Origin of the sequence: Synechococcus sp. CCY 0621 (assembly GCF_019038465.1) — a bacterium.
In the GTDB taxonomy this organism is placed as follows: Bacteria; Cyanobacteriota; Cyanobacteriia; order PCC-6307; family Cyanobiaceae; genus Cyanobium.
Map to the genome: position 1 here is coordinate 230,899 of NZ_JAFKRH010000031.1, position 22,180 is coordinate 253,078.

At 68.4% G+C, this 22,180-nt stretch carries 23 protein-coding genes; 18 read left to right on the forward strand and 5 right to left on the reverse strand.

Features of this window, described 5'->3' with window-relative positions:
- Nucleotides 1-86 precede the first annotated feature (86 nt).
- From htpG to KUG43_RS10420, 8 genes are all read left to right on the forward strand, one after another.
- A complete protein-coding gene (htpG, locus tag KUG43_RS10385; protein WP_216908739.1) occupies nucleotides 87-2,009 on the forward strand; it encodes a molecular chaperone HtpG in 1,923 nt (640 codons plus the stop codon).
- A 22-nt stretch (nucleotides 2,010-2,031) separates the two neighbouring features.
- The gene (locus tag KUG43_RS10390) at nucleotides 2,032-3,357 is read left to right on the forward strand and encodes an extracellular solute-binding protein (protein ID WP_216908741.1); all 1,326 of its coding nucleotides are present in this window, start codon (nucleotides 2,032-2,034) and stop codon (nucleotides 3,355-3,357) included.
- Nucleotides 3,354-4,241: a carbohydrate ABC transporter permease gene (locus tag KUG43_RS10395; protein ID WP_216908743.1), complete on the forward strand. Its 888-nt coding sequence runs from the start codon at nucleotides 3,354-3,356 to the stop codon at nucleotides 4,239-4,241. The genes KUG43_RS10390 and KUG43_RS10395 overlap by 4 nt, the downstream gene beginning before the upstream one ends.
- Nucleotides 4,238-5,032: a carbohydrate ABC transporter permease gene (locus tag KUG43_RS10400; protein ID WP_216908745.1), complete on the forward strand. Its 795-nt coding sequence runs from the start codon at nucleotides 4,238-4,240 to the stop codon at nucleotides 5,030-5,032. The genes KUG43_RS10395 and KUG43_RS10400 overlap by 4 nt, the downstream gene beginning before the upstream one ends.
- A complete protein-coding gene (locus KUG43_RS10405; protein ID WP_216908747.1) occupies nucleotides 5,029-6,024 on the forward strand; it encodes an ABC transporter ATP-binding protein in 996 nt (331 codons plus the stop codon). The genes KUG43_RS10400 and KUG43_RS10405 overlap by 4 nt, the downstream gene beginning before the upstream one ends.
- A gap of 83 nt (nucleotides 6,025-6,107) precedes the next feature.
- A complete protein-coding gene (rpmB, locus tag KUG43_RS10410; protein ID WP_216903196.1) occupies nucleotides 6,108-6,344 on the forward strand; it encodes a 50S ribosomal protein L28 in 237 nt (78 codons plus the stop codon).
- A 56-nt stretch (nucleotides 6,345-6,400) separates the two neighbouring features.
- On the forward strand, nucleotides 6,401-6,970 hold the full coding sequence (locus KUG43_RS10415; protein WP_502988601.1) for a peroxiredoxin: 570 nt from the start codon (nucleotides 6,401-6,403) through the stop codon (nucleotides 6,968-6,970).
- Entirely contained in the window at nucleotides 6,967-7,824 is an 858-nt protein-coding gene (locus KUG43_RS10420; RefSeq protein WP_353618000.1) for a metallophosphoesterase, read from the forward strand. Before KUG43_RS10415 ends, KUG43_RS10420 begins: the two co-directional genes overlap by 4 nt.
- Before the next feature lie 21 nt (nucleotides 7,825-7,845).
- Here KUG43_RS10420 and csaB read toward each other — a convergent pair whose 3' ends face one another.
- The gene (gene csaB / locus KUG43_RS10425; protein WP_216908751.1) at nucleotides 7,846-8,877 is read right to left on the reverse strand and encodes a polysaccharide pyruvyl transferase CsaB; all 1,032 of its coding nucleotides are present in this window, start codon (nucleotides 8,875-8,877) and stop codon (nucleotides 7,846-7,848) included.
- 55 nt (nucleotides 8,878-8,932) lie between these two features.
- Here csaB and KUG43_RS10430 point away from each other — a divergent pair, with 55 nt between their 5' ends.
- From KUG43_RS10430 to psaK, 3 genes are read left to right on the forward strand one after another with little or no spacing between them, the layout of a single operon-like run.
- Nucleotides 8,933-9,250: a DUF2499 domain-containing protein gene (locus KUG43_RS10430; protein WP_216908753.1), complete on the forward strand. Its 318-nt coding sequence runs from the start codon at nucleotides 8,933-8,935 to the stop codon at nucleotides 9,248-9,250.
- Complete coding sequence (locus KUG43_RS10435) at nucleotides 9,247-9,645, forward strand: DUF3593 domain-containing protein (RefSeq protein WP_216908755.1); 399 nt, start codon at nucleotides 9,247-9,249, stop codon at nucleotides 9,643-9,645. Before KUG43_RS10430 ends, KUG43_RS10435 begins: the two co-directional genes overlap by 4 nt.
- Nucleotides 9,642-9,899, forward strand: coding sequence for a photosystem I reaction center subunit PsaK (gene psaK, locus KUG43_RS10440; protein WP_216908757.1), 258 nt, complete (start codon nucleotides 9,642-9,644; stop codon nucleotides 9,897-9,899). Before KUG43_RS10435 ends, psaK begins: the two co-directional genes overlap by 4 nt.
- 21 nt (nucleotides 9,900-9,920) lie before the next feature.
- Here the strand turns inward: psaK and KUG43_RS10445 are convergent, their stop codons facing one another.
- Both KUG43_RS10445 and dxs read right to left on the reverse strand, forming a co-directional pair.
- Nucleotides 9,921-11,150, reverse strand: a complete 1,230-nt coding sequence (locus KUG43_RS10445; protein WP_216908759.1) for an FAD-dependent monooxygenase — start codon at nucleotides 11,148-11,150, stop codon at nucleotides 9,921-9,923.
- Complete coding sequence (gene dxs, locus KUG43_RS10450; protein ID WP_216908761.1) at nucleotides 11,140-13,059, reverse strand: 1-deoxy-D-xylulose-5-phosphate synthase; 1,920 nt, start codon at nucleotides 13,057-13,059, stop codon at nucleotides 11,140-11,142. Before dxs ends, KUG43_RS10445 begins: the two co-directional genes overlap by 11 nt.
- 96 nt (nucleotides 13,060-13,155) lie before the next feature.
- Here dxs and ilvA point away from each other — a divergent pair, with 96 nt between their 5' ends.
- From ilvA to KUG43_RS10465, 3 genes are read left to right on the forward strand one after another with little or no spacing between them, the layout of a single operon-like run.
- A complete protein-coding gene (ilvA, locus tag KUG43_RS10455) occupies nucleotides 13,156-14,769 on the forward strand; it encodes a threonine ammonia-lyase, biosynthetic (RefSeq protein ID WP_216908763.1) in 1,614 nt (537 codons plus the stop codon).
- Nucleotides 14,762-15,328, forward strand: a complete 567-nt coding sequence (gene scpB / locus KUG43_RS10460; RefSeq protein ID WP_216908765.1) for an SMC-Scp complex subunit ScpB — start codon at nucleotides 14,762-14,764, stop codon at nucleotides 15,326-15,328. Before ilvA ends, scpB begins: the two co-directional genes overlap by 8 nt.
- 39 nt (nucleotides 15,329-15,367) lie before the next feature.
- The gene (locus KUG43_RS10465) at nucleotides 15,368-15,658 is read left to right on the forward strand and encodes a YggT family protein (RefSeq protein WP_216908767.1); all 291 of its coding nucleotides are present in this window, start codon (nucleotides 15,368-15,370) and stop codon (nucleotides 15,656-15,658) included.
- On the opposite strand, the gene KUG43_RS10470 is transcribed toward KUG43_RS10465, so the two are convergent.
- On the reverse strand, nucleotides 15,652-16,101 hold the full coding sequence (locus KUG43_RS10470; protein WP_216909064.1) for a hypothetical protein: 450 nt from the start codon (nucleotides 16,099-16,101) through the stop codon (nucleotides 15,652-15,654). The two genes, KUG43_RS10465 and KUG43_RS10470, sit on opposite strands and share 7 nt — an antisense overlap.
- A 65-nt stretch (nucleotides 16,102-16,166) precedes the next feature.
- Entirely contained in the window at nucleotides 16,167-16,496 is a 330-nt protein-coding gene (locus KUG43_RS10475; protein WP_216908769.1) for a nucleoside triphosphate pyrophosphohydrolase family protein, read from the reverse strand.
- Nucleotides 16,497-16,555: 59 nt separating this feature from the next.
- Between KUG43_RS10475 and pyk the strand changes: the two genes are divergently transcribed.
- The 4 genes from pyk (at nucleotide 16,556) to ftsH (ending at nucleotide 22,158) form a co-directional block, all read left to right on the forward strand.
- The gene (gene pyk / locus KUG43_RS10480) at nucleotides 16,556-18,340 is read left to right on the forward strand and encodes a pyruvate kinase (RefSeq protein ID WP_216908771.1); all 1,785 of its coding nucleotides are present in this window, start codon (nucleotides 16,556-16,558) and stop codon (nucleotides 18,338-18,340) included.
- Between the two features lie 27 nt (nucleotides 18,341-18,367).
- Entirely contained in the window at nucleotides 18,368-19,597 is a 1,230-nt protein-coding gene (locus KUG43_RS10485) for an ABC transporter permease (protein ID WP_216908773.1), read from the forward strand.
- 156 nt (nucleotides 19,598-19,753) lie between these two features.
- A complete protein-coding gene (locus tag KUG43_RS10490; protein WP_216908775.1) occupies nucleotides 19,754-20,083 on the forward strand; it encodes a DUF1830 domain-containing protein in 330 nt (109 codons plus the stop codon).
- Nucleotides 20,084-20,181: 98 nt separating this feature from the next.
- A complete protein-coding gene (ftsH, locus tag KUG43_RS10495) occupies nucleotides 20,182-22,158 on the forward strand; it encodes an ATP-dependent zinc metalloprotease FtsH (RefSeq protein ID WP_216908777.1) in 1,977 nt (658 codons plus the stop codon).
- The last annotated feature ends 22 nt before the right edge of the window (nucleotides 22,159-22,180 follow it).

The window sequence follows — 22,180 nt, forward strand, 5'->3', positions numbered from 1 at the left end:
CCCGCGGGTTCGGGGACCCCACCCTCGCTGGGCTTGAGCCACCACGCACGCCCCACTTAGGTTCAGGGCGATTCTTCTCATTCGTCATGACGGTGCTGGAACAGGGCCAGATTCAGATCCACACCGAGAACATCTTCCCGATCATCAAGAAGGCCGTTTACTCCGGCCATGAGGTGTTCCTGCGGGAGCTGGTGAGCAACGGGGTGGATGCGATCAGCAAGCGCCGCATGGCCGCCATGGCCGGCGATTGCAGCGAAGGCACTGAAGGGACCATCGCCATCCGCATCGACCGGGAAGCCAAAACACTCACCATCAGTGACAACGGCATCGGCATGACCGCCGATGAGGTGAAGCGCTACATCAACCAGGTGGCCTTCTCCAGCGCTGAGGACTTCCTCGAGAAGTACAAGAGCGAGAGCGACGCCATCATCGGCCACTTCGGCCTCGGTTTCTATTCCAGCTTCATGGTGGCGTCACGGGTGGAGCTGGTCAGCCTGAGCGCCAGGCAGGATGCCGAGGCGGTGCGCTGGAGCTGCGACGGCTCGCCCAACTTCAGTCTCGAGGCTACCGAGCGCTCCGAACCCGGCACCGATGTGATCCTGCACCTGATGGAGGAGGAGCTGGAGTACATCGAGCCCTCCAGGATTCGCACCCTGATCACCACCTACTGCGACTTCCTGCCGGTGGCGGTACAGCTCGATGGCGAAACGGTCAACAAGCGGGAAGCTCCCTGGCGCAAGAGCCCCCGCGACCTCAGCGACGACGATTACATCAACCTTTACCGCTATCTGTACCCCTTCCAGGGCGATCCCCTGCTCTGGGTGCACCTCAACACCGACTATCCCTACAACCTGCAGGGGATTCTCTATTTCCCCAGGATCACCGGGAGGGCCGACTGGGAGAAGGGCGAGATCCGCCTCTACTGCAACCAGGTGTTCGTCAGTGATTCCATCAAGGAGGTGGTGCCCCGTTATCTGTTGCCCCTGCGGGGCGTGATCGATTCCCCCGACATCCCGCTGAATGTCAGCCGCAGCGCCCTGCAGACCGATCGGCGGGTGCGCTCCATCGGCGGCTTCGTGGCCAAGAAGGTGGGCGACCGGCTCAAGGAGCTGTACCGCGACGAACCGGCCCGCTACGCGGAGATCTGGGATTCGCTGGCCCCCTTCATCAAGATCGGCGCCATGGAGGACGAGAAATTCGCTGAGCAGGTGGCGGATCTGATCCTCTACGGCACGACCGCGGCAGCGGCCGAACCGTCAGAAAACGGCGAGCAGGCCACCGGCCTCGACCCGGTCGCCACCGATGGCCGCACCTACACCACCCTGGCCGGTTACCGGGGCCGCCTGGCCGGCGACAACGCCGATCGGATCCTCTACTGCACCGATGAGGCCGGCCAGGCCGGCGCCCTGGCCCTGTGGAAGGGACAAGGCGCTGAGGTGCTGCTGGCCGACACCCTGATCGATTCCCAGTTCATCCCCTGGCTGGAGGCCCGCCACGGCGACCTGCGCTTCCAGCGGGTCGACGCCGAGCTCGACGCCAGCCTGCACGAGCCCGAGAGCGAGCTGGCCGATGCCGAGGGCAAGGACAGTGGTGAGAAGCTGCGCGACCTGTTCAAGGCCGCCCTCGCTGACAACAGGATCACCATCCAGGTGCAGTCACTGAAGGGGGAGGGCTCACCGGCTGCCCTGATCCTGCTGCCGGAGCAGATGCGCCGGCTCAACGACATGGGAGCCCTGATGGAGCAGCGGCTGCCGGGTCTGCCCGACCACCACGTGCTGCTGGTCAACCGCCGCCATCCCCTGGTGGAGGGTCTGCTCAAGCTCTCGGCCGGCGCCGTCATCACCGGGGCCGACACCACCTCCCCCAGCCGCCAGCTGGCGGAGGATCTCAGCCGCCATATCTATGAGGTGGCCCGCCTGGCCGTGGGGGGGCTGGAGCCGAACCAACTGGCCGGCTTCCAGCAACGCAGCTCCGACCTGATGGGCCAGCTGATGCAGCGGGGCCTCTGAACGGGCCGCGTAACGTTGGCCCATGGCGGCCCGCCCCCCTTTCTCCAGCCTGCGGCGGCAGCCCGCCGTTGTGGGTCTGCTGGCGGTCCTTCTGCTGGTGCTGTTCTCCGCCAGCGGCCAGAGGGCGGTGCAGGCGGTCGCGGCAGAGCCGGTGCCGATCCGGGTGCTGATGCCCGCCCCCCTGGCCGATGCGGTGGCGGGCCCGGTGGCGCGCTTCAACAGCAGCGGCTCCGGGGTGGCGGTGGAGGTGATTCGCGGCCCCCTGGACACCGAGACCATCTCCGATCTGGCCATCAGCAGCCTGCTGCTGGGGGAGGCCCCGTTCGATCTGCTGCTGGTGGATGTCAGCTGGCTGCCGAAGTACGTGGCCGCCGGCTGGTTCGTGCCGTTGGAGCGCTGGTTCGGCCCGGAGCTGCTGGCGGCCATGGAGCCCGGCGCCCGCCTGGGCAATGGCCTGGGCGAGCACCTCTGGCGCATGCCCCTCACCGGCGACACTGGCCTGCTTTACTGGCGCACCGATCTGATGCCACGCCCGCCCCGGGACACGGCGGAGTTGGTTGCCATCTCCCGCGACCTGCAGCGCCGCGGCAGGGTGCGCTGGGGCTACCTCTGGCAGGGGCGCCAGTACGAGGGGCTGAGCTGCGTGATGGTGGAGATGCTGCAGGGCTTCGGCGCCCGCTGGTGGGATGACGCCACAGCACGCACGGAGCTGGACACTCCCCAGGCCGTGGCGGCCGCCGCCTGGCTGGATGGCCTGCTGCGCGATGGGGTGAGCCCCAGGGCAGTGGCCAATTACGCCGAGAACGATGCCCTGCAGTCCTTTGCCGCCGGTGAGGCCGCCTTTCTGCGCAACTGGCCCTACGCCTGGCGGGAGATCGAGAAGGGCGAGGGGCCGGTGAAAGGCAAGGTGGGCGTCACCGCGATGGTGGGCGCCCCGGGGGAGCAGGGAGGGGGCACCCTGGGCACCTGGGGGCTGTCCCTGATCAAGGGCAGCCCCCATCCTGAGGAGGCGGTGGCCGTGATCCGCTGGCTCACCAGCCCGGAGGTGCAGCGCCAGCTGGCCCTTGAGCAGGGCTACGCCCCCACCTGGAGCCGGCTCTATGACGACCCGGACCTGCAGCGCCGCGCTCCGCTGCTGGCGGTGCAGCGCCAGGCCCTGCAGCATCCCCAGCTGCGGCCGCCCACGCCGGCCTATGCACAGCTCAGCGACCTGCTGGCCCGTCAGGTGAACGGCATGCTCACCGGCCAGGCGGGGCCCGACCAGACCATGGCCACCGCCCAGCGCCAGAGCCTGCAGGTGCTGCGCTCCCTGGCCGGTCCCCCGGGGAATGGATCGGCAAACCCATGAAATCCCGCACGGTCACCCTGCTGTTGATGCTGCCGGCCTTGCTGCTGCTGGCGGCGGTGTTCCTCTACCCCATGCTGCGCTACGGCTGGCTGAGCCTGCAGGCCAGCTCGGTGCTCACCGGCCTCGTGCCCGTTCCGAATGGTGGCGCCAACTGGGGGCGGCTGCTCGATGACGCCCGGTTCTGGACGGATGCGGGCCAGACCCTGCGCTTCGCCCTCTGCTCGGTGATCCTGGAACTGCTGGGGGGCCTCGCCCTCGCCCTGCTGCTGCACCGCCCCCTGCGGGGTCGGGGAGCTCTGCGGGCCCTGACCCTGCTGCCCTGGGCCCTGCCCACCACGGTGATGGCCCTGGGCTGGCGCTGGATCCTCAACGATCCCCACGGTCCGCTCAACGCCGCCATCCACTCCCTGGGCGGCAGCAGCTACGGCTTCCTCTCCACCCCGGCCACCACCTGGTTCTTCGTGGTGCTGGCGGATGTCTGGAAGACCATGCCGTTCGTGGCCCTGCTGCTGCTGGCAGGACTGCAGACCATTCCGGCGGATCTGGAGGAAGCCCTGCGCCTGGAGGGGGCCAGCCGCTTCCAGATCCTGCGCCGCCTCACCCTGCCCCTGCTGGTGCCCTACCTCACCCTGGCGCTGTTGTTCCGGCTCGCCCAGGCCCTGGGCGTGTTTGACCTGATCCAGGTGCTCACGGGCGGCGGGCCGGCCGGCAGCACCGAGAGCCTGGCCCTCTACGCCTATCTCAATGCGATGCGGTTCCTCGACTTCGGCTACGCCAGCACCGTCATGCTCGCCACCTTCCTGCTGTTGCTGGTGTCCCTGGGTGGCGGCTGGCTGCTGCTGCGGCGCCACGGCCTGGAGCGCACCACGGAGCGGGCGGCATGAGGCTGCTCGTTCTGCTCTGGAGCCTGGGTCCCCTGCTCTGGCAGCTGCGCACCTCCCTGCTGCGCCCGGAGGCCCTGGTGGCGCCGCTGCTCGAAGGCAACCCCTGGACGCTGGCCAACTACCAGCTGGTGCTCTCCGGAGACCCCCCTTTCTGGCGGTACCTGGCCAACAGCACCCTGGTGGGGCTGGCCACCACCCTGCTCACCCTGCTGCTGGCGGTGCCCTGCGCCTACGGCTTGCACAAAGAACGCGGCCCCTTGCGCTGGGGGGTGGGCCTGGCTCTGGTGGCGGCGGCCATGTTCCCCACCGTGCTGCTGTTTCTGGCGCTGCTGGAGATCGCCCGCAGCTTCGGCCTGGCCAACAACCTGCTCACCCTCAGCCTGCCGTACACAGCCCTGTCGCTGCCCCTGGCGGTTCTGCTGCTGCGGGCCGCCTTCGCCGACCTTCCCGGGGAACTGGAGGATGCGGCGCGACTCGAGGGGCTGGGGCTGGGGCAACGGCTCCGCTTCGTGCTGCTGCCCCTGCTGGGGCCGGCCCTGGCCAGTACCGCCGTCCTGGTGTTCCTGGCCAGCTGGAACGAGTACGCCATTGCCCTCACCTGGATCAGCCGCAGTGATCTGCTCACCCTGCCGATCGCCATTGCCCGGATCGGGGGGGGCTCGGTGTTCACCATCCCCTACGGAGCCTTCGCCGCTGCCACCGTTCTGGGCAGCCTGCCCCTGCTGCTGCTGGTGCTGCTGGCCCAGAGGTCGATCGTCTCGGGACTCACCCGCGGGGCGGTGAAGGGATGAGCTCCCGCTCCGGCGCCGGTCTGGAACTGCGGCAGCTGGGCCGGGAGGTGGGCGGTCGGTGCCTGCTGGATCGCCTCGACCTGCAGGTCGCCCCCGGCGAATGCGTCGCCCTGCTCGGACCCAGTGGCTGCGGCAAATCCACCACCCTGCGCCTGGTGGCGGGGCTGGATCCGGCCAGCGGCGGACAGGTGCTGCTGGACGGGGTGGATCTCAGCGGCCGAAGCCCGGGTGAACGGCAGGTGGCGATGGTGTTCCAGAGCTATGCCCTCTACCCCCACCTGAGTGTCGAGGGCAACCTCGACCTGGGCCTGAAGGTGCGCGGCATGGCCCGCCGGGAGCGCCAGCGGCGCATCGATGCCACCCTTGAACTGCTCCAGCTGGGCGAACTGCGCCAGCGGCGGCCCGCCCAGCTCTCCGGCGGCCAGCGCCAGCGGGTGGCCCTGGCCCGGGCGTTGCTGCGCCAACCACGGATCGTGCTGCTCGATGAGCCGATGAGCAACCTCGATGCCCAGCTGCGGGAGGACCTGCGGCCGGAACTGCGCCGGCTGCTGTGCGGCCGCGAGCAGCCGGTGATCTACGTCACCCACGACCAGCAGGAGGCCGTGGGCATGGCCGACCGCATCGCCCTGCTCGACGCCGGTCGGCTGCAGCAGGTGGGCAGCCCCAGGGAGCTCTACACCAACCCCGCCAACCGATTCGTCGCCGCCTTCCTGGGGAGGCCGGCGATCAACCTGCTGACGATCGAACCCGGGCGTCAGCTCGGCCTGCGGCCCGAGCACCTGCGCCTGGGCGACGACGGGGCCCTCGCGGCCAGGCTGTTACGCCGGGAGTGGTGGGGCCACCAGCAACTCCTCTGGTTCGACAGCCAGTGGGGCACCCTGCGGGTGCTCACCGCGCCGGAGGCGCCGATGCCCCAAGAACCGCGCCTGGGCTGGCAGCGGCAGCATGAGCTCTGGTTCGATACCGAAAGCGGCGCCAGGCTCGCTGCCTGATCGGCCCGCAGGTGTGGTTGGGCACCATTTGTTAAGCTCTCTAGCTGGCTCAGGCCTGCATCGTCCACCGTCGTCACAACGTCATGTCCCGGGTCTGTCAGCTCACCGGCAAGCGCGCCAACAACGGCATGGCCGTCAGCCATTCCCACGTGCGCACCAAGAAGCTGCAGCAGGTGAACCTGCAGGAACGGCGGCTGTGGTGGGCCGAGGGCAAGCGTTTCATCAAGCTGCGGGTGTCCACCAAGGCCCTGAAAACCATCCAGAAAAAGGGCCTTGGTGCCTACGCCAAGGAACTGGGTGTCAATCTGGCCAAGATCTGAGTCGCCGGGCTGCACAGCCAGCATCGCTAGGGTCCAGTCTCGATGCAGGCAAGCTCGTGGAGCGACGCGCGTTTTTAGGCGGAACGTTTCTTGCGGCCATCGGCCTGCTGATCCGTCCGCAGCAAGCCACTGCCATGGGTGGCACCTTGCCGGACATCGGCAAGCCAGCTCCGGCCGTTGATCTGGACGGTGTGGCTCCTGGCACTGACGGGGCCGTGCGAACGACCCACCTGTCCACGGCTGATTTTCGCGGTCGCTGGCTGGTCCTTTATTTCTACCCCAAGGATTTCACCAGCGGCTGCACGCTTGAGGCCCGCGGCTTCCAGCGCGACCTGGCCAGCTTCCGCGCGAGGAATGCTGAAGTGGTGGGAGTCAGTGCCGATGACGCCGAGGCCCATCTTTCGTTCTGTGGCAGCGAAGGCCTGGCCTATCCGCTGCTCTCCGATCCCGGCGGTGGCGTCAGTCGTCGCTACGGCTCCTGGCAGGCCCCCTTCTCAGCACGCCACACCTTCCTGATCGACCCGGACGGCGTGCTGCGGGCCAACTGGGTGGCGGTCAGGCCCTCCGGCCACAGCCATGAGGTGCTGGCGGAGCTGTCCCGGCTTCAGGGGGGAACGGGCCAGTGATCCAGCGCCGACAGCTTCTGGGCCTGTTCGCAGCCGCCGCCATCGGGCTGCCGCTGCTGGCCGCGCCGGGCCATGGCAACCCCTCCGCGGAACGCCTGCACGTCCTGGCCACCGGCGACAGCGGCAGCGGTAATGCCCACCAGCGGGCCGTGGGCCAGCGCATGGGCGACGTCCATCGGCGCACGCCGGTGGATCTGGTGCTCCTGGCAGGCGACAACATCTACCCCTCCGGCGACCTGGCGCTGGTGGAGACCACCTTCCGGCGGCCATACAGCGCCCTGCTGCAGGCCGGAGTGCCCTTCCACGCGGTGCTCGGCAACCACGACATCCGCACCGCCAACGGCGACCAGCAGATCGCCTACAAGCCCTTCGGCATGAAGGGCCGCTGGTACACCCTGCGGCGCGGCCCGGTGCAGTTCTTTCTGCTGGACACCAACGTCAACGCCCCCTGGCAACATCAGCGACCCTGGCTGCAGCAGGCCCTGGCCGTCAGCACGGCCCCCTGGAAGGTGGTGGTGGGGCACCACCCGATGCGCTCGGCCGGCTTTTATGGCGATGATCCGGCCGCCATCGCCAGGCTCGCGCCCCTGTTCCGCCGCTACGGCGTGCAGCTCTACATCAATGGCCACGACCACCACTACGAGCGCACCCGCCCGATCGATGGCACCACCTACCTCACGGTGGGCAACGGCGGCGCCCAGCTGCGGGCCGTGCTGCCCAACGCCAACACCGCCCGGGCCCTGAGCACCTACGGCTTCGCCGAACTGAGCGCCACCGGCGACCGGTTGCGCATCGACGCCTGGGACAGCCAGGGGCGGCGCATCGACCAGGCTGAGCTGCTGCGGTCCGACTGAATCGCCCCAGCCGGGCGGGACTCAGGCCTGCAGGGCCGCCAGCACCTCCCGGTGCACCTGGCTGCTGCGTTGCAGGGCCGCGATGCCAGCGGCCTGAGGCGGCGTGTCGAGCACGGCGGCCCAGGTGGCCTGGAGATGGCCATCGGTGGGGGCTTCGAGCTCCTGGCAGGGACAACCGATCCCCGCCGCCGCAGCGGCCACTTTGGGGTCGTAGCTGAGGGCGGCGCAGGGGCTGCCGGCCAGGGCGGCCAGGATCAAGCCATGCAGGCGCATGGCCAGCACCAGGCCCGCCTGACGGAAGGCGTCCATGGCGTCTTCGGGCGTCTGCACCGCCAGTTCCCGGCTGCGGCTGGCGAGAGCCGCGCCCAGCAGATCCTGCTGGATCAGACGCGCCAGCAGACCCCGGTCCTGATCCTGATGGAAGGGCAGCCAGAGCACCTCCCGATCGGCCGCCACCGCCAGCCGCTCGAGGGCCTGCAGGTAGGGGATCCAGGCTGCACCGCTCAGCTGCTGCACCGGCCGGAAGCAGAGCACGATCGGGCCACCGCGGCCACTCCAGGGCTGGGCCGGCAGTGCCCAGACCGGATCACTGCCGACGGACGCCTCCACCCCCCAGGCCCTTGCCTGGGCGGCAGACGCGGCGTCCCGCCAGCTGATCGCCGTCGCCAGGGGCAGCAAGCGCCGCACCAGGGCACGGCTGCGGCGGCGGCGCAGGGGACCCAGTCCCTGGCCCCACAGGATCACGGGTTGGCCCCGGAGCCGGGCCGCGAGCATCAGGGCGCCGTAGTAAAGGAGGCTCTGAAAGCTGGTGGTGTCCTGCAGCAGGCTGCCGCCGCCGAGCACCAGGGCCTGACACCGGCCGAGAGCCGCGATCACCCCAGCCAGCCGGCGGCGGTCGGTGGTCTCCACCCCGAAACGGTCGCGCACCAGATCCTGGTCGTGGGCCGTGACCAGCGGAACGCAACCGGCCGGCAACTGGCCCAGCAACACCTGCAGCAGGGCGTCATCGCCAAGGTTGTGCTCCCCGTAGTAGCCGCAGATCAGAGCACGCATCCGACACAGCGGTGATTCCGGCTCCGTACATTACGGATCACACCAGGCCTTGCCCATGCACGCGCTGTCGCTGCCCACCTGGTGGATCCACATCACGTCGGTGCTCGAGTGGGGGCTGGCGATCCTGGCCGTGCAGGCCTACGGTCGCCTGCGGCGGGAAGGGGGCTGGCGCTGGCTGGCCCTGGCCATGGTGCCGGCCCTCGTGAGTGCCATGGCGGCCTGCACATGGCATCTGTTCGACAACAGCGAGGCCCTCAAGGGGTTGGTGGTGTTGCAGGCCGGTCTCACCGCCCTGGGTAACGGGGCCCTGGCCCTGGCCGCCTGGAACCTGCTGCGTCTGCAGCGGCTGGCTTCAGAGGAAGGCCGCCCGTGAGCCTGCCCCTGGCCGACTGGTTTGAGCGCCTCGGCGGTGTGGATCCGGCACCGTTCTTCGTGCTCTCGCTCCTGCCCTACCTGGCCTTTCTGTGGTGGGCGCAGAAGGTGCGGGCGTTTCCGCGCCTGGCCTTACGCGGCTTCCAGCTGACGCTGCTGTTCGTGGCGGTCACGATCGTCGCTGCCGTGGTGGCCCAGCAGGCCTTCGGCCGTCAGCTGGCGGACGTGGATCCCCTCCACGGTGGCGCCGAAGCCTTCCTGACCCTCAGCAACCTGGTGGTGCTGCTGGGATTTCGTCCCCGGCAGGAGCCACCACTCGCAGGTGAACAAGTCTTAAGGGGGCGGGGCGCAGCTCCCGCTGACCCGGAAGATGGGGCGTCAGCAAGTGCATCATGATCGCTCCCCTCCTGGCCATGGCTCCCGCGTCGATCAGCTGGTCTCCCAAGGTGGCCCTGGTCATGATCGTGTGCAACGTCATCGCCATCGCCATCGGCAAGGCCACCATCCAGCAGCAGAACGTGGGTCTGCAGCTTCCCAACAATTCCTTCTTCGGCGGTTTCAGCCACGGCGCCATGCTCGGCACCACCAGCCTGGGACACATCCTCGGCATGGGCGCGATCTTGGGTCTGGCCTCCCGCGGCGTCCTCTGAGGTTCCGGCGCCGGCTGGACTTCAGCGCCAGCCGAGCAGGTACGGCATGGCCCTGAGGCCGTAGCGCTCGAAGCGATAGCCGAACAGCAGGGCCGAGAGATCCTCCGCCCTGCAACCGTCCAGCCCCCGCAGCACCTGGTCGAGACGGCCATCGGCCTTCGCTTCGTGCAGGCCCAGCCAGGTGCGTCGCGCCAGCCGGCCGCTGAGTGACCAGCGCCAGCCCAGGGCTCGCCTCAGTTGGGGCGCATAGTCCTGCAGCGCCTGCTGTGCCGAGGTTGAAGCACCTGAGGCCGCCAGGGCCTCTTGCAGCAAGGGAGCCAACACGGCGCTGCTGGTGAGGGCGTGACGGATGCCTTCACCGCCCAGCAGGTTGGCGGTGCTGACCGCATCGCCCAGGCCCACCAACCGGCCCCGTTGATGGGGTTCGCGGCGGCGGATGGTGCTGCGCACCAGACCGCCATGGCGGTCCAGGACCTTGAAGACCTCGCCAGGCAACAGCCGCCGGCCCAGCTCCGTGATCAGCCGCCCCAGGGGAGGCTGCTGGCGCTGGGGATCCACCAGCCGGCACACCCCGAGCTTCAGCACGCCCGGCTGCATCGGAAAGATCCAGCCATAGCCCTGTGGCACCCAGTCGCTGCCGAGGCAGAAACTGAGCCGATCAGCCCAGCGTTCCCAGCAGGTAAGGGAAACCTGCAACAGCCATTCCAGGCCGGCGGCCCGCACCAGCCCATCCCGCGGGCGCTGGGCCGGTGGCGGATCCCCCAGCAGGGCCCGGGCCTGGCCGCTGGCATCCACGGTCCAGTCGCTGCTGACGCGCAGCAGGGTGCCATCGGCGCGGCGCAGCAGGGTCACCATCCGCTCGCCCTCCTGGTGGCTGCAGCAGGCCTGGAGTCCCAGAGCAACCCGACCGCCCCAGCGCAGGCACTGGTCGGCCTGCCAGCGGCGTAGAGCGCCGAAATCGAGCACCACTCCGAGGGGCTGGGGGGAGGCCCAGGAGCGGGTGGCGCTGCCAGGACCGATCAGCTGCCACTGCCGCCAGCGGCTGCCCACCACCTCCGCCGGCAGGCCGAAGACCTGCATGGACGCGATCGGCAGGGCGGCGCTGCTGAAGGCGGAGCGGTTCAGGTCGGTGAGGCGGTCGACCAGGATGACATCGACGCCCTGAAAGGCAAGACGCCGGGCCAGATCTCCGCCGGCCGGACCGGCCCCCACCACCAGCACCTGGCAGTGGAGGGAGGACTCAGACGGCAAGGGCGGTGGGGACGGTGGCGCGGAACACAGGGCCGAAACGCTCGTAGATGCGATCGGCCATCTGGGCAGGGGTCAGGCCCAGGCTTTCCTTGCTCTGGTCAGGGCTGGCGTGGTCCACCAGGACGTCAGGGATGCCGATGCGCAGCACCGGCACGGGCAGGTCGTGGTCGTTGAGGGATTCCACCACCGCCGCCCCGAAGCCACCGGGCAGGGCGCCTTCCTCCATCGTCACGACCCGGCCGATGCGCCGCGCCAGGGGCAGGATCAGGGCCTCGTCAAGGGGCCGCAGGAAACGGGCGTTCACGACGGCGGCCCGGAGGCCCTTCTCCTGGAGCAGACCGGCGGTGGCCATGGCAGGGGCCACCATGGCGCCGTAAGCCACGATCAACACATCGTCGCCGTCGGTGAGCAGCTCACCGCGGCCGATCTCCAGGGGCTGCCAGCCCTCGTCCATCAGCGGCACCCCTTCGCCTTCGCCCCGGGGGATGCGGATGGCGCAGGGGCCGTCATGGGCGATCGAGGTGACCAGCATGCGTTGCAGTTCGGCCTCGTCCTTCGGAGCCATCACCGTGAAGTTGGGGACGGCCCGCAGATAGCTGATGTCGTACTGGCCCTGGTGGGTGGGACCATCAGCGCCGACGATGCCGGCCCGATCGAGAACGAAGGTGACAGGCAGCTTCTGGATGCCGACGTCATGGATGAGCTGGTCGTAGGCCCGCTGCAGGAAGGTGCTGTAGATCGCCACCACCGGCCGCAGACCTTCGCAGGCCATGCCCGCCGCCATCGTGACGGCGTGCTGCTCGGCGATGCCCACATCGAAATACTGCCCGGGGAGCGCTTTCTCCAGCAGATCCAGCCCGGTGCCGGTGGCCATGGCGGCGGTGATGCCGACCACCCTGGGATCCTGTTCGCAGATCTTGATGAGGGTCTGGCCGAAGACCTTGCTCCAGCTGGGCGGTTTGGGCTTGCTGGACGGGTAGGCCTTACCGGTGGCCAGATCGAAGGCGGACTGGGCGTGGTACCCCACCTGATCGGCTTCGGCGTAGGGGTAGCCCTTGCCTTTGGTGGTGGCCACATGCACCAGCACCGGACCATCGCAGCGGTGCGCCGCCTGGAAGGTGCGCACCATCTCGGGGATGTCGTGGCCGTCGATCGGTCCGACGTAGGTGAAGCCCAGCTCTTCGAACACGGCCCCCACCTTGGGAACCGCGAGCCGTTTCATGCTCTCTTTGAGTGTCTTGAGCTCGGTGGGCAGTTCCCCGTGCAGGAAGGGGAGGTGCTTCACCGCCTCCTCGGCGCTGCCGGAGAGAAACTGCACCGGCTTGCTGAGCCGCATGCGGTTGAGGTGGGTGGAGAGGGCCCCAACCGGCGCTGAGATCGACATGTCGTTGTCGTTCAGCACCACCAGCAGCTTGGTGTGCGGCAGGTGGCCCGCATGGTTGATGGCCTCCAGGGCCATGCCGCCGGTGAGGGCACCATCGCCGATCACGGCGACACATTTGAAATCTTCACCGCGGCTGTCACGGGCCAGGGCCATGCCCAGGGCGGCCGAGATGCTGGTGGAGGCGTGGCCGGCACCGAAGTGGTCGAAGCGGCTCTCGCTGCGCTTCAGATAGCCCGCCACGCCGCCCTTCTGGCGCAGGGTATGGAAATCCTTGTAGCGGCCCGTGACCAGCTTGTGGGGATAGGCCTGGTGGCCCACGTCCCACACCACCCGGTCGTGGTCGAGGTCGAGGGTCTGGTACAGGGCGAGGGTGAGTTCGACGACCCCGAGCCCCGGACCCAGGTGCCCACCACTGGTGGCCACCACCTCCAGGTGCTTCTCGCGGATCTGGCGGGCCATGGCCTCGAGTTCTGCCGTGCTCAGGCCGTGCAGCTGATTCGGATGGCTCAGCTCGCTCAGATGCATGCCCTTCCTTGCTTCCAGGTGGCCAATCTACGGGGTTCGCTCCAACCCACGGCGGCGAACGCCACCGTTCCAGGGTCGGGTTGCGACACTGGGGCCATGACTTTGGCCGCCCACGACGACGCCTTTCCCGAGGCAACCGCTTACCTGCAGCGGATCCTGCGGGCCCGGGTGTACGACGTGGCGATCGAATCCCCCCTCGATCCCGCCCCCAACCTCTCCCGCCGGCTTCTCAACCAGGTGCTGCTGAAAAGGGAGGATCTCCAGCCCGTGTTCAGCTTCAAGCTGCGCGGCGCCTACAACAAGATGGTCGGCCTGGAGCGGGCCGAGCTCGACCGGGGGGTGATCGCCGCCAGTGCCGGCAACCACGCCCAGGGGGTGGCCCTGGCGGCCCAGCGGCTGGGCTGCACCGCGGTGATCGTGATGCCCGTCACCACTCCGGAGATGAAGGTGCGTTCGGTGGCGGCCCGCGGCGCCGAAGTCGTGCTGCATGGCGACACCTACGACGAGGCCTGCGAGGAAGCCCACCGCCTGCAGCGGCTGCGCGGACTCACCTTCATCCATCCCTTCGATGACCCGGATGTGATCGCCGGCCAGGGCACGATCGGTCTGGAGATCCTGCGCCAGTGCTCCGATCCCCCCGATGCCATCTACGTGGCGGTGGGCGGTGGCGGGCTGATCGCCGGCATCGGCGCCTACGTCAAGAGCCTCTGGCCCCAGGTGGAGGTGGTGGGCGTCGAGCCGAGCGATGCCGATGCCATGACCCGTTCGTTGGCAGCGGGGCGGCGGGTCCGGCTCGACCAGGTGGGCCTGTTCGCCGACGGCGTGGCCGTGCGACAGGTGGGTGAGCACACCTTTGCCCTGGCCCAGCGCTGCGTCGATCGCATGGTCACAGTGGACACCGATGAGATCTGCGCCGCCATCAAGGACGTCTTCGAGGACACCCGCTCGATCCTGGAGCCGGCGGGCGCCCTCTCGGTGGCTGGCATGAAGAAGGACGTGGCCCAGCGTCAGCTGCGGGACCGGACCCTGGTGGCGGTGGCCTGCGGCGCCAACATGAACTTCGACCGTCTGGCCTTCGTGGCGGAACGGGCCGAGCTGGGCGAGGAGCGCGAAGCCCTGCTGGCGGTGGAGATCCCGGAGCAACCCGGCAGCCTGGCGCGCTTCTGCGCTGTCCTCGGCCAGCGCAGCCTCACCGAGTTCAGCTACCGCCTGGCCGACCCCCAGCTGGCCCACATCTTCGTGGGGGTCCAGATCAGCGGCCACCAGGACACCCGCCAGCTGATGGAGGCCCTGGAGGCCCACGGGTTTCCTTGCCTCGACCTGAGCGGCGACGAGCTGGCCAAGCTGCACCTCTGCCACATGGTGGGGGGACGGCTGCCGGCCAGCGCCGGGGCGGCCCTGAACCAGGGAGAAGAGCGGCTCTACCGCTTCGTGTTCCCGGAACGGCCCGGGGCCCTGATGGCGTTCGTGAACGCCCTGCACCCCAACTGGAACATCAGCATCTTTCACTACCGCAACCACGGCGCCGACGTCGGGCGCATCGTGGTGGGGGTGCAGGTGCCGCCCTCGGAGCTGGAGGACTGGCAGGCCTTCCTCGCCGATCTCCCGTACCAGCACTGGGAGGAGACCCACAACCCGGCCTACCGGCTGTTCCTGGGGGAAGTGGGCTACAGCCTTCTGCCACGCCCTGCCGCCCTTCCCCATGGCTGATCCCGAACCCTTCTGCGGCCTGTCCCTGCCAGCCCGGCTGGAGGCCATCCTTTATCTCAAGGGGCGGCCGCTGGAGCTGGGGGAACTGGCCACCATCGCCGGCATCGAGCGGGACGCGGCCGAGCTGGCCCTGATCACCCTGATGGCCGACTACGCCCACCGGGACACGGCCCTGGAGATTCATCAGGAGGGACAGCGCTACGCGCTGCAGCTGCGGGCGGGCCTGGGGGATCTGGTGCAGAACCTGCTGCCGGTGGATCTCTCCATCGCCGCCCTGCGCACCCTGGCCACCATCGCCCTCAAAAAGCGTCTGCTGCAGTCGGAGCTGGTGGAGCTGCGCGGCTCCGGGGCCTACGAGCACATCAAGGAACTGCTGGCCCAGGACTTCATCGAGCGCCGACGCCAGAGCGACGGCCGCTCCTACTGGCTCAGCCTGAGTGAGAAGTTCCATCGCACCTTCTCCCTGAAGGCCGACGACCTGGCGGCCCTGGGGTCGCGCCTGGCGGCCGCCGAGACAGACGCGAGCCCGCCGACGCCCGAGGATGAACTGGATCCATAGAGTTGGCTGGCGGTTGCAGCCCACCCCTCGACCCTTTCCATGAACATCTTCGTCTTTCTGCTCCAGGTGCTGGCCCAGACCCTCAGCATCTACCTCCTGGTGCTGCTGGTCCGGGTGCTGCTGAGCTGGTTCCCCAACCTCGACTGGAGCAACCCCGTGCTCTCCAGCGTCAGCGCCATCACCGACCCCTACCTGAACGCCTTCCGCGGCCTGATTCCACCGCTTGGCGGCATCGACCTGTCGGCGCTGGTGGCCTTCATCGCCCTGCAGCTGGCCCAGAGCCTGTTGGGGGCCTCGATCGCCACCCTCTCGGGCGGCCTCCCCTACTGAGCGGACGGGTCTTCGGAGGCGCCCAGGGCCTCTTCCAGCGGCAGGAGTTCATCGTCCGCCCCGGCCCGGGTGCGCACCGGCGCGCTGAAGCCCCTCGCCTTGACGCTGCGGGTGCCGAGGGGGCCGGGCGTGCCAGCAGGCACGGCCAGGCGCAGGGCAAAGCTCGAGCTGCCGGGCGGCACGTCGCCGATCGAACCCACCCGGGTGCGGTTCGGCAGCACCGGTTCACCGCTGGCATCGAGGATCAGGCCGAACACATCGGTGTCCATCACGGGCTTGGCTCCGGGGTTCACCACCACACCCCGCAGGGCCCAGCAGCTGGCCCCACTGGGGCGGGCCAGCTCCGGCTGAGTGCCCAGGTCGTCGGCGGGACAGGGCTCTACCACCACCTCTGACACCTTCAGATCGGTGGCGGCCGCCAGGGCGGGGGCGCCCAGCAGCATCAGCAGTCCCAGGAGCAGACCTGCCAGCCGTCGGGCCAGGGTGGTCCGGGCGAATCCTCGCTGCTTCACCGCCGATCGCCGCTGCCTCCGATCACGTTACGGTCCGCGCGGCTGGCCAGCTTGGCCAGGTTGGCGCCGGCCACCTCGTCGAGATCCAGCCCCAGTTCCGTGGCCAGCTGGGCCACGTACCAGAGCACGTCGCCCAGCTCCAGCCGCAGGTCGTCGCGGACCTCGGGGCCGAAGTCGCCGCCCCGATCCCGCAGCACCTTCTTGACCTTGTCGGCCACTTCGCCGGCCTCGCCGCACAATCCCAGCGTGGGGTAAAGAATGTTGGCGCCCACATCCGGGTAGCGCGCCGTCTCACGGGAGCGTCGCTGGTAGTCCTGAAAGTCCATTTCAAGCTCGCTCCGGGCAAGTCCGGATGGTAGTTTCCGCCCTTGTACAAGGTCGTCCAATGGCCCCTCACGATCTCATGCGTCGCACAAAGATCGTGGCCACGATCGGTCCGGCCACCGAGTCGCCCGAGGTGCTGCGGCAGCTGATCGCCGCCGGGGCCACCACCTTCCGTCTCAACTTCTCCCACGGCGATCACAGCGACCACGCCGATCGGATCGCCACCATCCGCCAGGTGGCCCACGAACTGGGCGTGCACATCGGCATCCTTCAGGATCTCCAGGGCCCCAAGATCCGTCTGGGACGCTTCCAGGCCGGTCCGATCACCCTGGCCAAGGGGGACCCCTTCGCGCTCACCTCCCGCGCCGTCAACTGCGACAACACGATCGCCACGGTGACCTACGAGCGCCTGGCGGATGAGGTGACCAACGGCAGCCGGATCCTGCTCGATGACGGCCGGGTGGAGATGGTGGTGGTGGAGGTCGACGGCCCCGAACAGACCCTGAAGTGCAGGGTCACCGTGGGTGGCGTGCTCTCCAACAACAAGGGGGTCAACTTCCCCGACGTGCAGCTGTCGATCCGGGCCCTGACCCCCAAGGACCGCCGCGACCTCAGCTTCGGGCTGCAGCAGGGGGTCGACTGGGTGGCCCTCAGCTTCGTGCGCAACCCCTCCGACATGCTGGAGATCCGCGAGCTGATCCGCAGCCAGGGCCACAACACCCCGGTGGTGGCCAAGATCGAGAAGTTCGAGGCCATCGATGCCATCGACGCCATCCTGCCCCTCTGCGACGGGGTGATGGTGGCCCGCGGGGACCTCGGGGTGGAGATGCCCGCCGAGGAGGTGCCGCTGCTGCAGAAGGAGCTGATCCGCAAGGCCAACAGCCTCGGCATTCCGATCATCACGGCCACCCAGATGCTGGATTCGATGGCCTCCTGCCCGCGGCCCACCCGGGCCGAGGTGAGCGATGTGGCCAACGCCATCCTCGACGGCACCGATGCGGTGATGCTCTCCAACGAGACCGCCGTGGGCGACTATCCCGTGGAGGCCGTGGCCACCATGGATCAGATCGCCCGCCGTATCGAGCGCGACTACCCCCAGCGGGTGCTGGACAGCCACATGGCCACCACCATCCCCAACGCCATCTGTCAGGCGGTCAGCAGCATCGCCCGCCAGCTCAACGCCGCCGCGATCCTGCCCCTCACCAAGACCGGCTCCACGGCCCGCAGCGTCAGCAAGTTTCGCCCCAGCACGCCCATCCTGGCGATCACCTCCGACGTCACCGTGGCCCGCCAGCTGCAGCTGGTGTGGGGGGTCAACCCGCTGCTGATCCACGATGAGCCGAGCAGCAGCCGCACCTTCAGCGTGGCCATGGCCGCTGCCAAGGAGCTGGGTCTGCTGAGCGCCGGCGATCTGGTGGTTCAGACCGCCGGCACCCTGGAGGGGGTGAGCGGCTCCACCGATCTGGTCAAGGTGGGCATCGTCTCGGCCGTGATGGGCCGCGGAGTCGGCATCGGCAGCGGCACGATCAGCGGCAAGGTGCGCCTGGCCAGCACTCCTGAGGAGGCGGCCCGTCTTGAGCCCGGTGAGATCCTGGTGGTGCGCGAAACGAGCGCCGCCTATCTGGAGGCGATTCGCAAGGCCCGGGGGGTGATCGCCGAGGAGGAGGGTCGCCAGAGCCATGCGGCCGTGATCGGCGAGCGGCTGGGCGTGCCCGTGATCGTGGGCGTGGCCAATGCCACCCTCGAACTGCGCATGGGGGAGGTGGTCACCCTGGACGTTCAGGATGGGGTGGTGCACCGGGGTGCCCAGAGCACCCACCCCTCCGCGGTGCCGTCGTTCCTCTAGAACCGAAGCCCCTCCGGCTGCTCCGCCATGGCCTCCAAGCTGCCCCTGAGCGAAACGGTGGCCATGGCGTTGCTGACGCTGCGTTCGAATCGCCTGCGCAGCCTGCTCACCATGCTGGGCATCGTCATCGGCAACGCCTCGGTGATCACCCTGGTGGGCGTCGGCCGGGGCGCCCAGAACCTGGCCGAGAGCCAGCTCAGCACCCTGGGCGCCAACGTGCTGTTTGTGGTGCCCGGCAACAATGACACGCGGCGCCAGGGGATCGAGATGCCCCGCACCCTGGTGCTGGAGGACGCCAAGGCCATCGCCGAGCAGGTGCCAAGTGTGCGCCGGGTCGCCCCCCAGATCACCCTCAATGAGGTGGCCCAGGCCGGTGGTTTCAGCTCCTCGGTATCGGTGTCGGGCGTGACGCCCGAGTTCCTGCCGGTGCGCAGCTTTGAGGTGGCCAGGGGCCGCTTCATCGACCAGCGTGACGTGCAGGGGGCCCGCAACGTGGTGGTGATCGGCCCTGACCTGCAGGAAAAGCTGATGCCCACCGGCGAAGCCCTGGGGCGCCAGCTGCGCATCCGCGACAAGTCGTTCGAAGTGATCGGCGTACTGGCACCGAAGGGCGCCGTGTTCGGATCCAACCAGGACGAGAACGCCTACATCCCGCTCACCACCATGGTGAGCCAGCTGAGTGGGCGTGATCCCACCTTCGGCATCAGCCTCACGTTCATCAGCGTGGAAGCCCGCGACGAAGCCAGCACCGGAGCTGCAGCCTTCCAGATCACCAACTTGCTGCGCCAGCGGCACCGGCTGTTGCGGGAGGACGACTTCGCGGTGCGCTCCCAGAAGGATGCCCTCACCATCGTCGGCACGATCACCGGCGGCCTCACCCTGATGCTGGGGGCCATCGGTGCGGTGTCCCTGCTGGTGGGGGGAATCGGAATCATGAACATCATGCTGGTGTCGGTGAGCGAACGCACCGAGGAGATCGGCCTGCGCAAGGCCCTCGGCGCCCGCAGCAGTGACGTGCTGCTGCAGTTCCTGGTGGAGTCCCTGGTGCTCGCCAGCCTCGGTGGCGTCATCGGCAGTGCCCTGGGGCTGGGCACGGTGGCCCTGGTCGGGGCCCTCACCCCACTGCCGGCCACGATCGAAGCGAGCACGGTCCTGCTCACGGTGGGTCTGTCCGGCTCGATCGGTCTGTTCTTCGGCGTGGTGCCGGCACGGCGCGCGGCACGGCTGGATCCGATTGCGGCCCTGCGAAGCCTCTGATCTGCAGCGTCATCCCTGCGTCATCGCAGCGAGGCCGGCGGCACCAGCCACCCAGAGGGCCAGAGAGAACAGAAGAAAATCTTTAGAGTGGCAATCCGTCGCCTTCGTCACCAAATCCCCACAGCCGGAATGTCTTGATGGTATTGAAGCCGCCGGATGCAGGTGTTGGAACAGTTGGCCAGGACGGAACAGGTGGATTGCGGCTACCGGAATGGATCCGACCGCATGATCATCCTGCGCTGCATCGGGCCGGAACAGTTCTTCCTGGAACGGGTCGTCTTTCCTTTTGAACTCCTGACCTTTCAATGTCCATCCAGGAGCGAAGTCGAGATCTGGACCCATGGTCTGGGCGGCCCCGAACTGCTCGAATCGATCGAGGCCCGCGAACTGGTCATGGAATCGGCTCCGATTCCCGACTCTGCCGTGGCTGTCCACGACCCTGCCGTGGGTGGCATTGAGACCAACCCCTGGCTGCAGGCGGGCTGAGCCGAGCGGAACCGACCGCCGAGGACGTCAAGCTTGACGCCGAAAGGCTCCCGCTGCAGGGCCGGCCGCTCTTAAGGTTGTGCAAAAGCTTCACAACCATGAATCAGCGCTGGCGTGTCCTTACCCTGTGGCTGTTGCCGATCGCCGTGGCCCTGTTCCTGGGCTGGCAGTTGCTGAGTTCAGGGGGACGGCTGGCGCCCGGGCCCACCGGTGACACCACTGCGCCCCGCAATGCCGCCGTGGCCCGCATGAGCTACGGCCGCTTCCTCGATTACGTCGAAGCGGGCAGGGTCACCGCAGTCGACATCTACGACGGGGGCCGCACCGCTGTGATCGAAGCGGTCGATCCCGACCTCGACAACCGGGTGCAACGGCTGCGGGTGGATCTTCCCGGCGTCGCCCCTGAGCTGATCAACAAGCTCAAGGACCAGGGCATCAGCTTCGATGTCCATCCCCCGAAGTCGACGCCACCGGCCCTGGGCCTGCTGGGCAACCTGCTGTTCCCACTTCTGCTGATCGGTTCGTTGATCTTCCTGGCCAGGCGTTCCTCGGGCATGCCCGGTGGGCCTGGTCAGGCGATGCAGTTCGGTAAGTCCAAGGCTCGTTTCGCCATGGAAGCCGAAACCGGTGTCAAGTTCGATGACGTGGCCGGCGTCGAGGAAGCCAAGCAGGACCTGCAGGAAGTGGTCACCTTCCTCAAGACCCCGGAACGCTTCACCTCCGTTGGGGCCAAGATCCCCCGCGGCGTGCTGCTGGTGGGCCCCCCGGGCACCGGCAAGACCCTGCTGGCCAAGGCCATCGCCGGCGAGGCCGGGGTGCCCTTTTTCTCCCTATCGGGTTCGGAATTCGTCGAGATGTTTGTCGGTGTCGGCGCCAGCCGGGTGCGCGACCTGTTCAAGCGGGCCAAGGAGAACAGCCCCTGCCTGATCTTCATCGATGAGATCGATGCTGTCGGTCGGCAACGCGGTGCCGGAATCGGTGGCGGCAACGACGAGCGGGAGCAGACCCTCAACCAGCTGCTCACCGAGATGGATGGCTTTGAAGGCAACAGCGGCATCATCATCATCGCGGCCACCAACCGCCCCGACGTTCTCGACTCAGCCCTGATGCGGCCCGGCCGTTTCGATCGCCAGGTGCAGGTGGATGCCCCCGACATCAAGGGTCGCCTGTCGATCCTGAAGGTGCACAGCCGTAACAAGAAGCTGGCCGAGGATGTCTCCCTGGAGATGATTGCCCGCCGCACGCCGGGCTTCACCGGCGCCGACCTGGCCAACCTGCTCAATGAGGCGGCGATCCTCACGGCCCGGCGCCGCAAGGAAGCCACGGGCCTGGCGGAAATCGACGACGCCGTCGATCGGATCATCGCCGGCATGGAGGGCAAGCCCCTCACCGATGGCCGCAGCAAGCGCCTGATCGCCTATCACGAGGTGGGCCACGCCCTGGTGGGCACCCTGGTGAAGCAGCACGACCCCGTCCAGAAGGTCACCCTGATTCCCAGAGGCCAGGCCCAGGGACTCACCTGGTTCGCCCCCGACGAAGAGCAGATGCTGGTGAGCCGGGCCCAGCTGCGGGCCCGCATCATGGGGGCCCTCGGCGGCCGTGCCGCCGAGGATGTGGTGTTCGGCCATTCCGAGGTCACCACCGGCGCCGGCGGTGACATCCAGCAGGTGGCCTCGATGGCCCGGCAGATGGTCACCCGCTTCGGCATGAGTGAACTGGGCCCGATGTCGCTGGAGGCCGGCAACCAGGAGGTGTTCCTGGGCCGCGACCTGATGACCCGCAGCGATGTGTCTGATGCCATCGCCCACAAGATTGATGGGGCCGTGCGTCACATTGTTCAGAGCTGCTACACCGACACCGTCAAGTTGGTGGCCGAGCATCGCGCCTGCATGGACCGGCTGGTGGAGCTGCTGATCGAGAAGGAAAGTCTCGATGGCGATGAGTTCCGCCTGATCGTCTCGGAGTTCGCCACCATTCCCGACAAGGACCGTTTCTCCCCCCTGCTCACAGCGGCGGACCTGGCGTCGGCCAACCATCAGGAAGTGGCTGTTGCGGATGCCGCCGAGGCCCCCTGAGGCGAGGAGTTATCGCCACCCA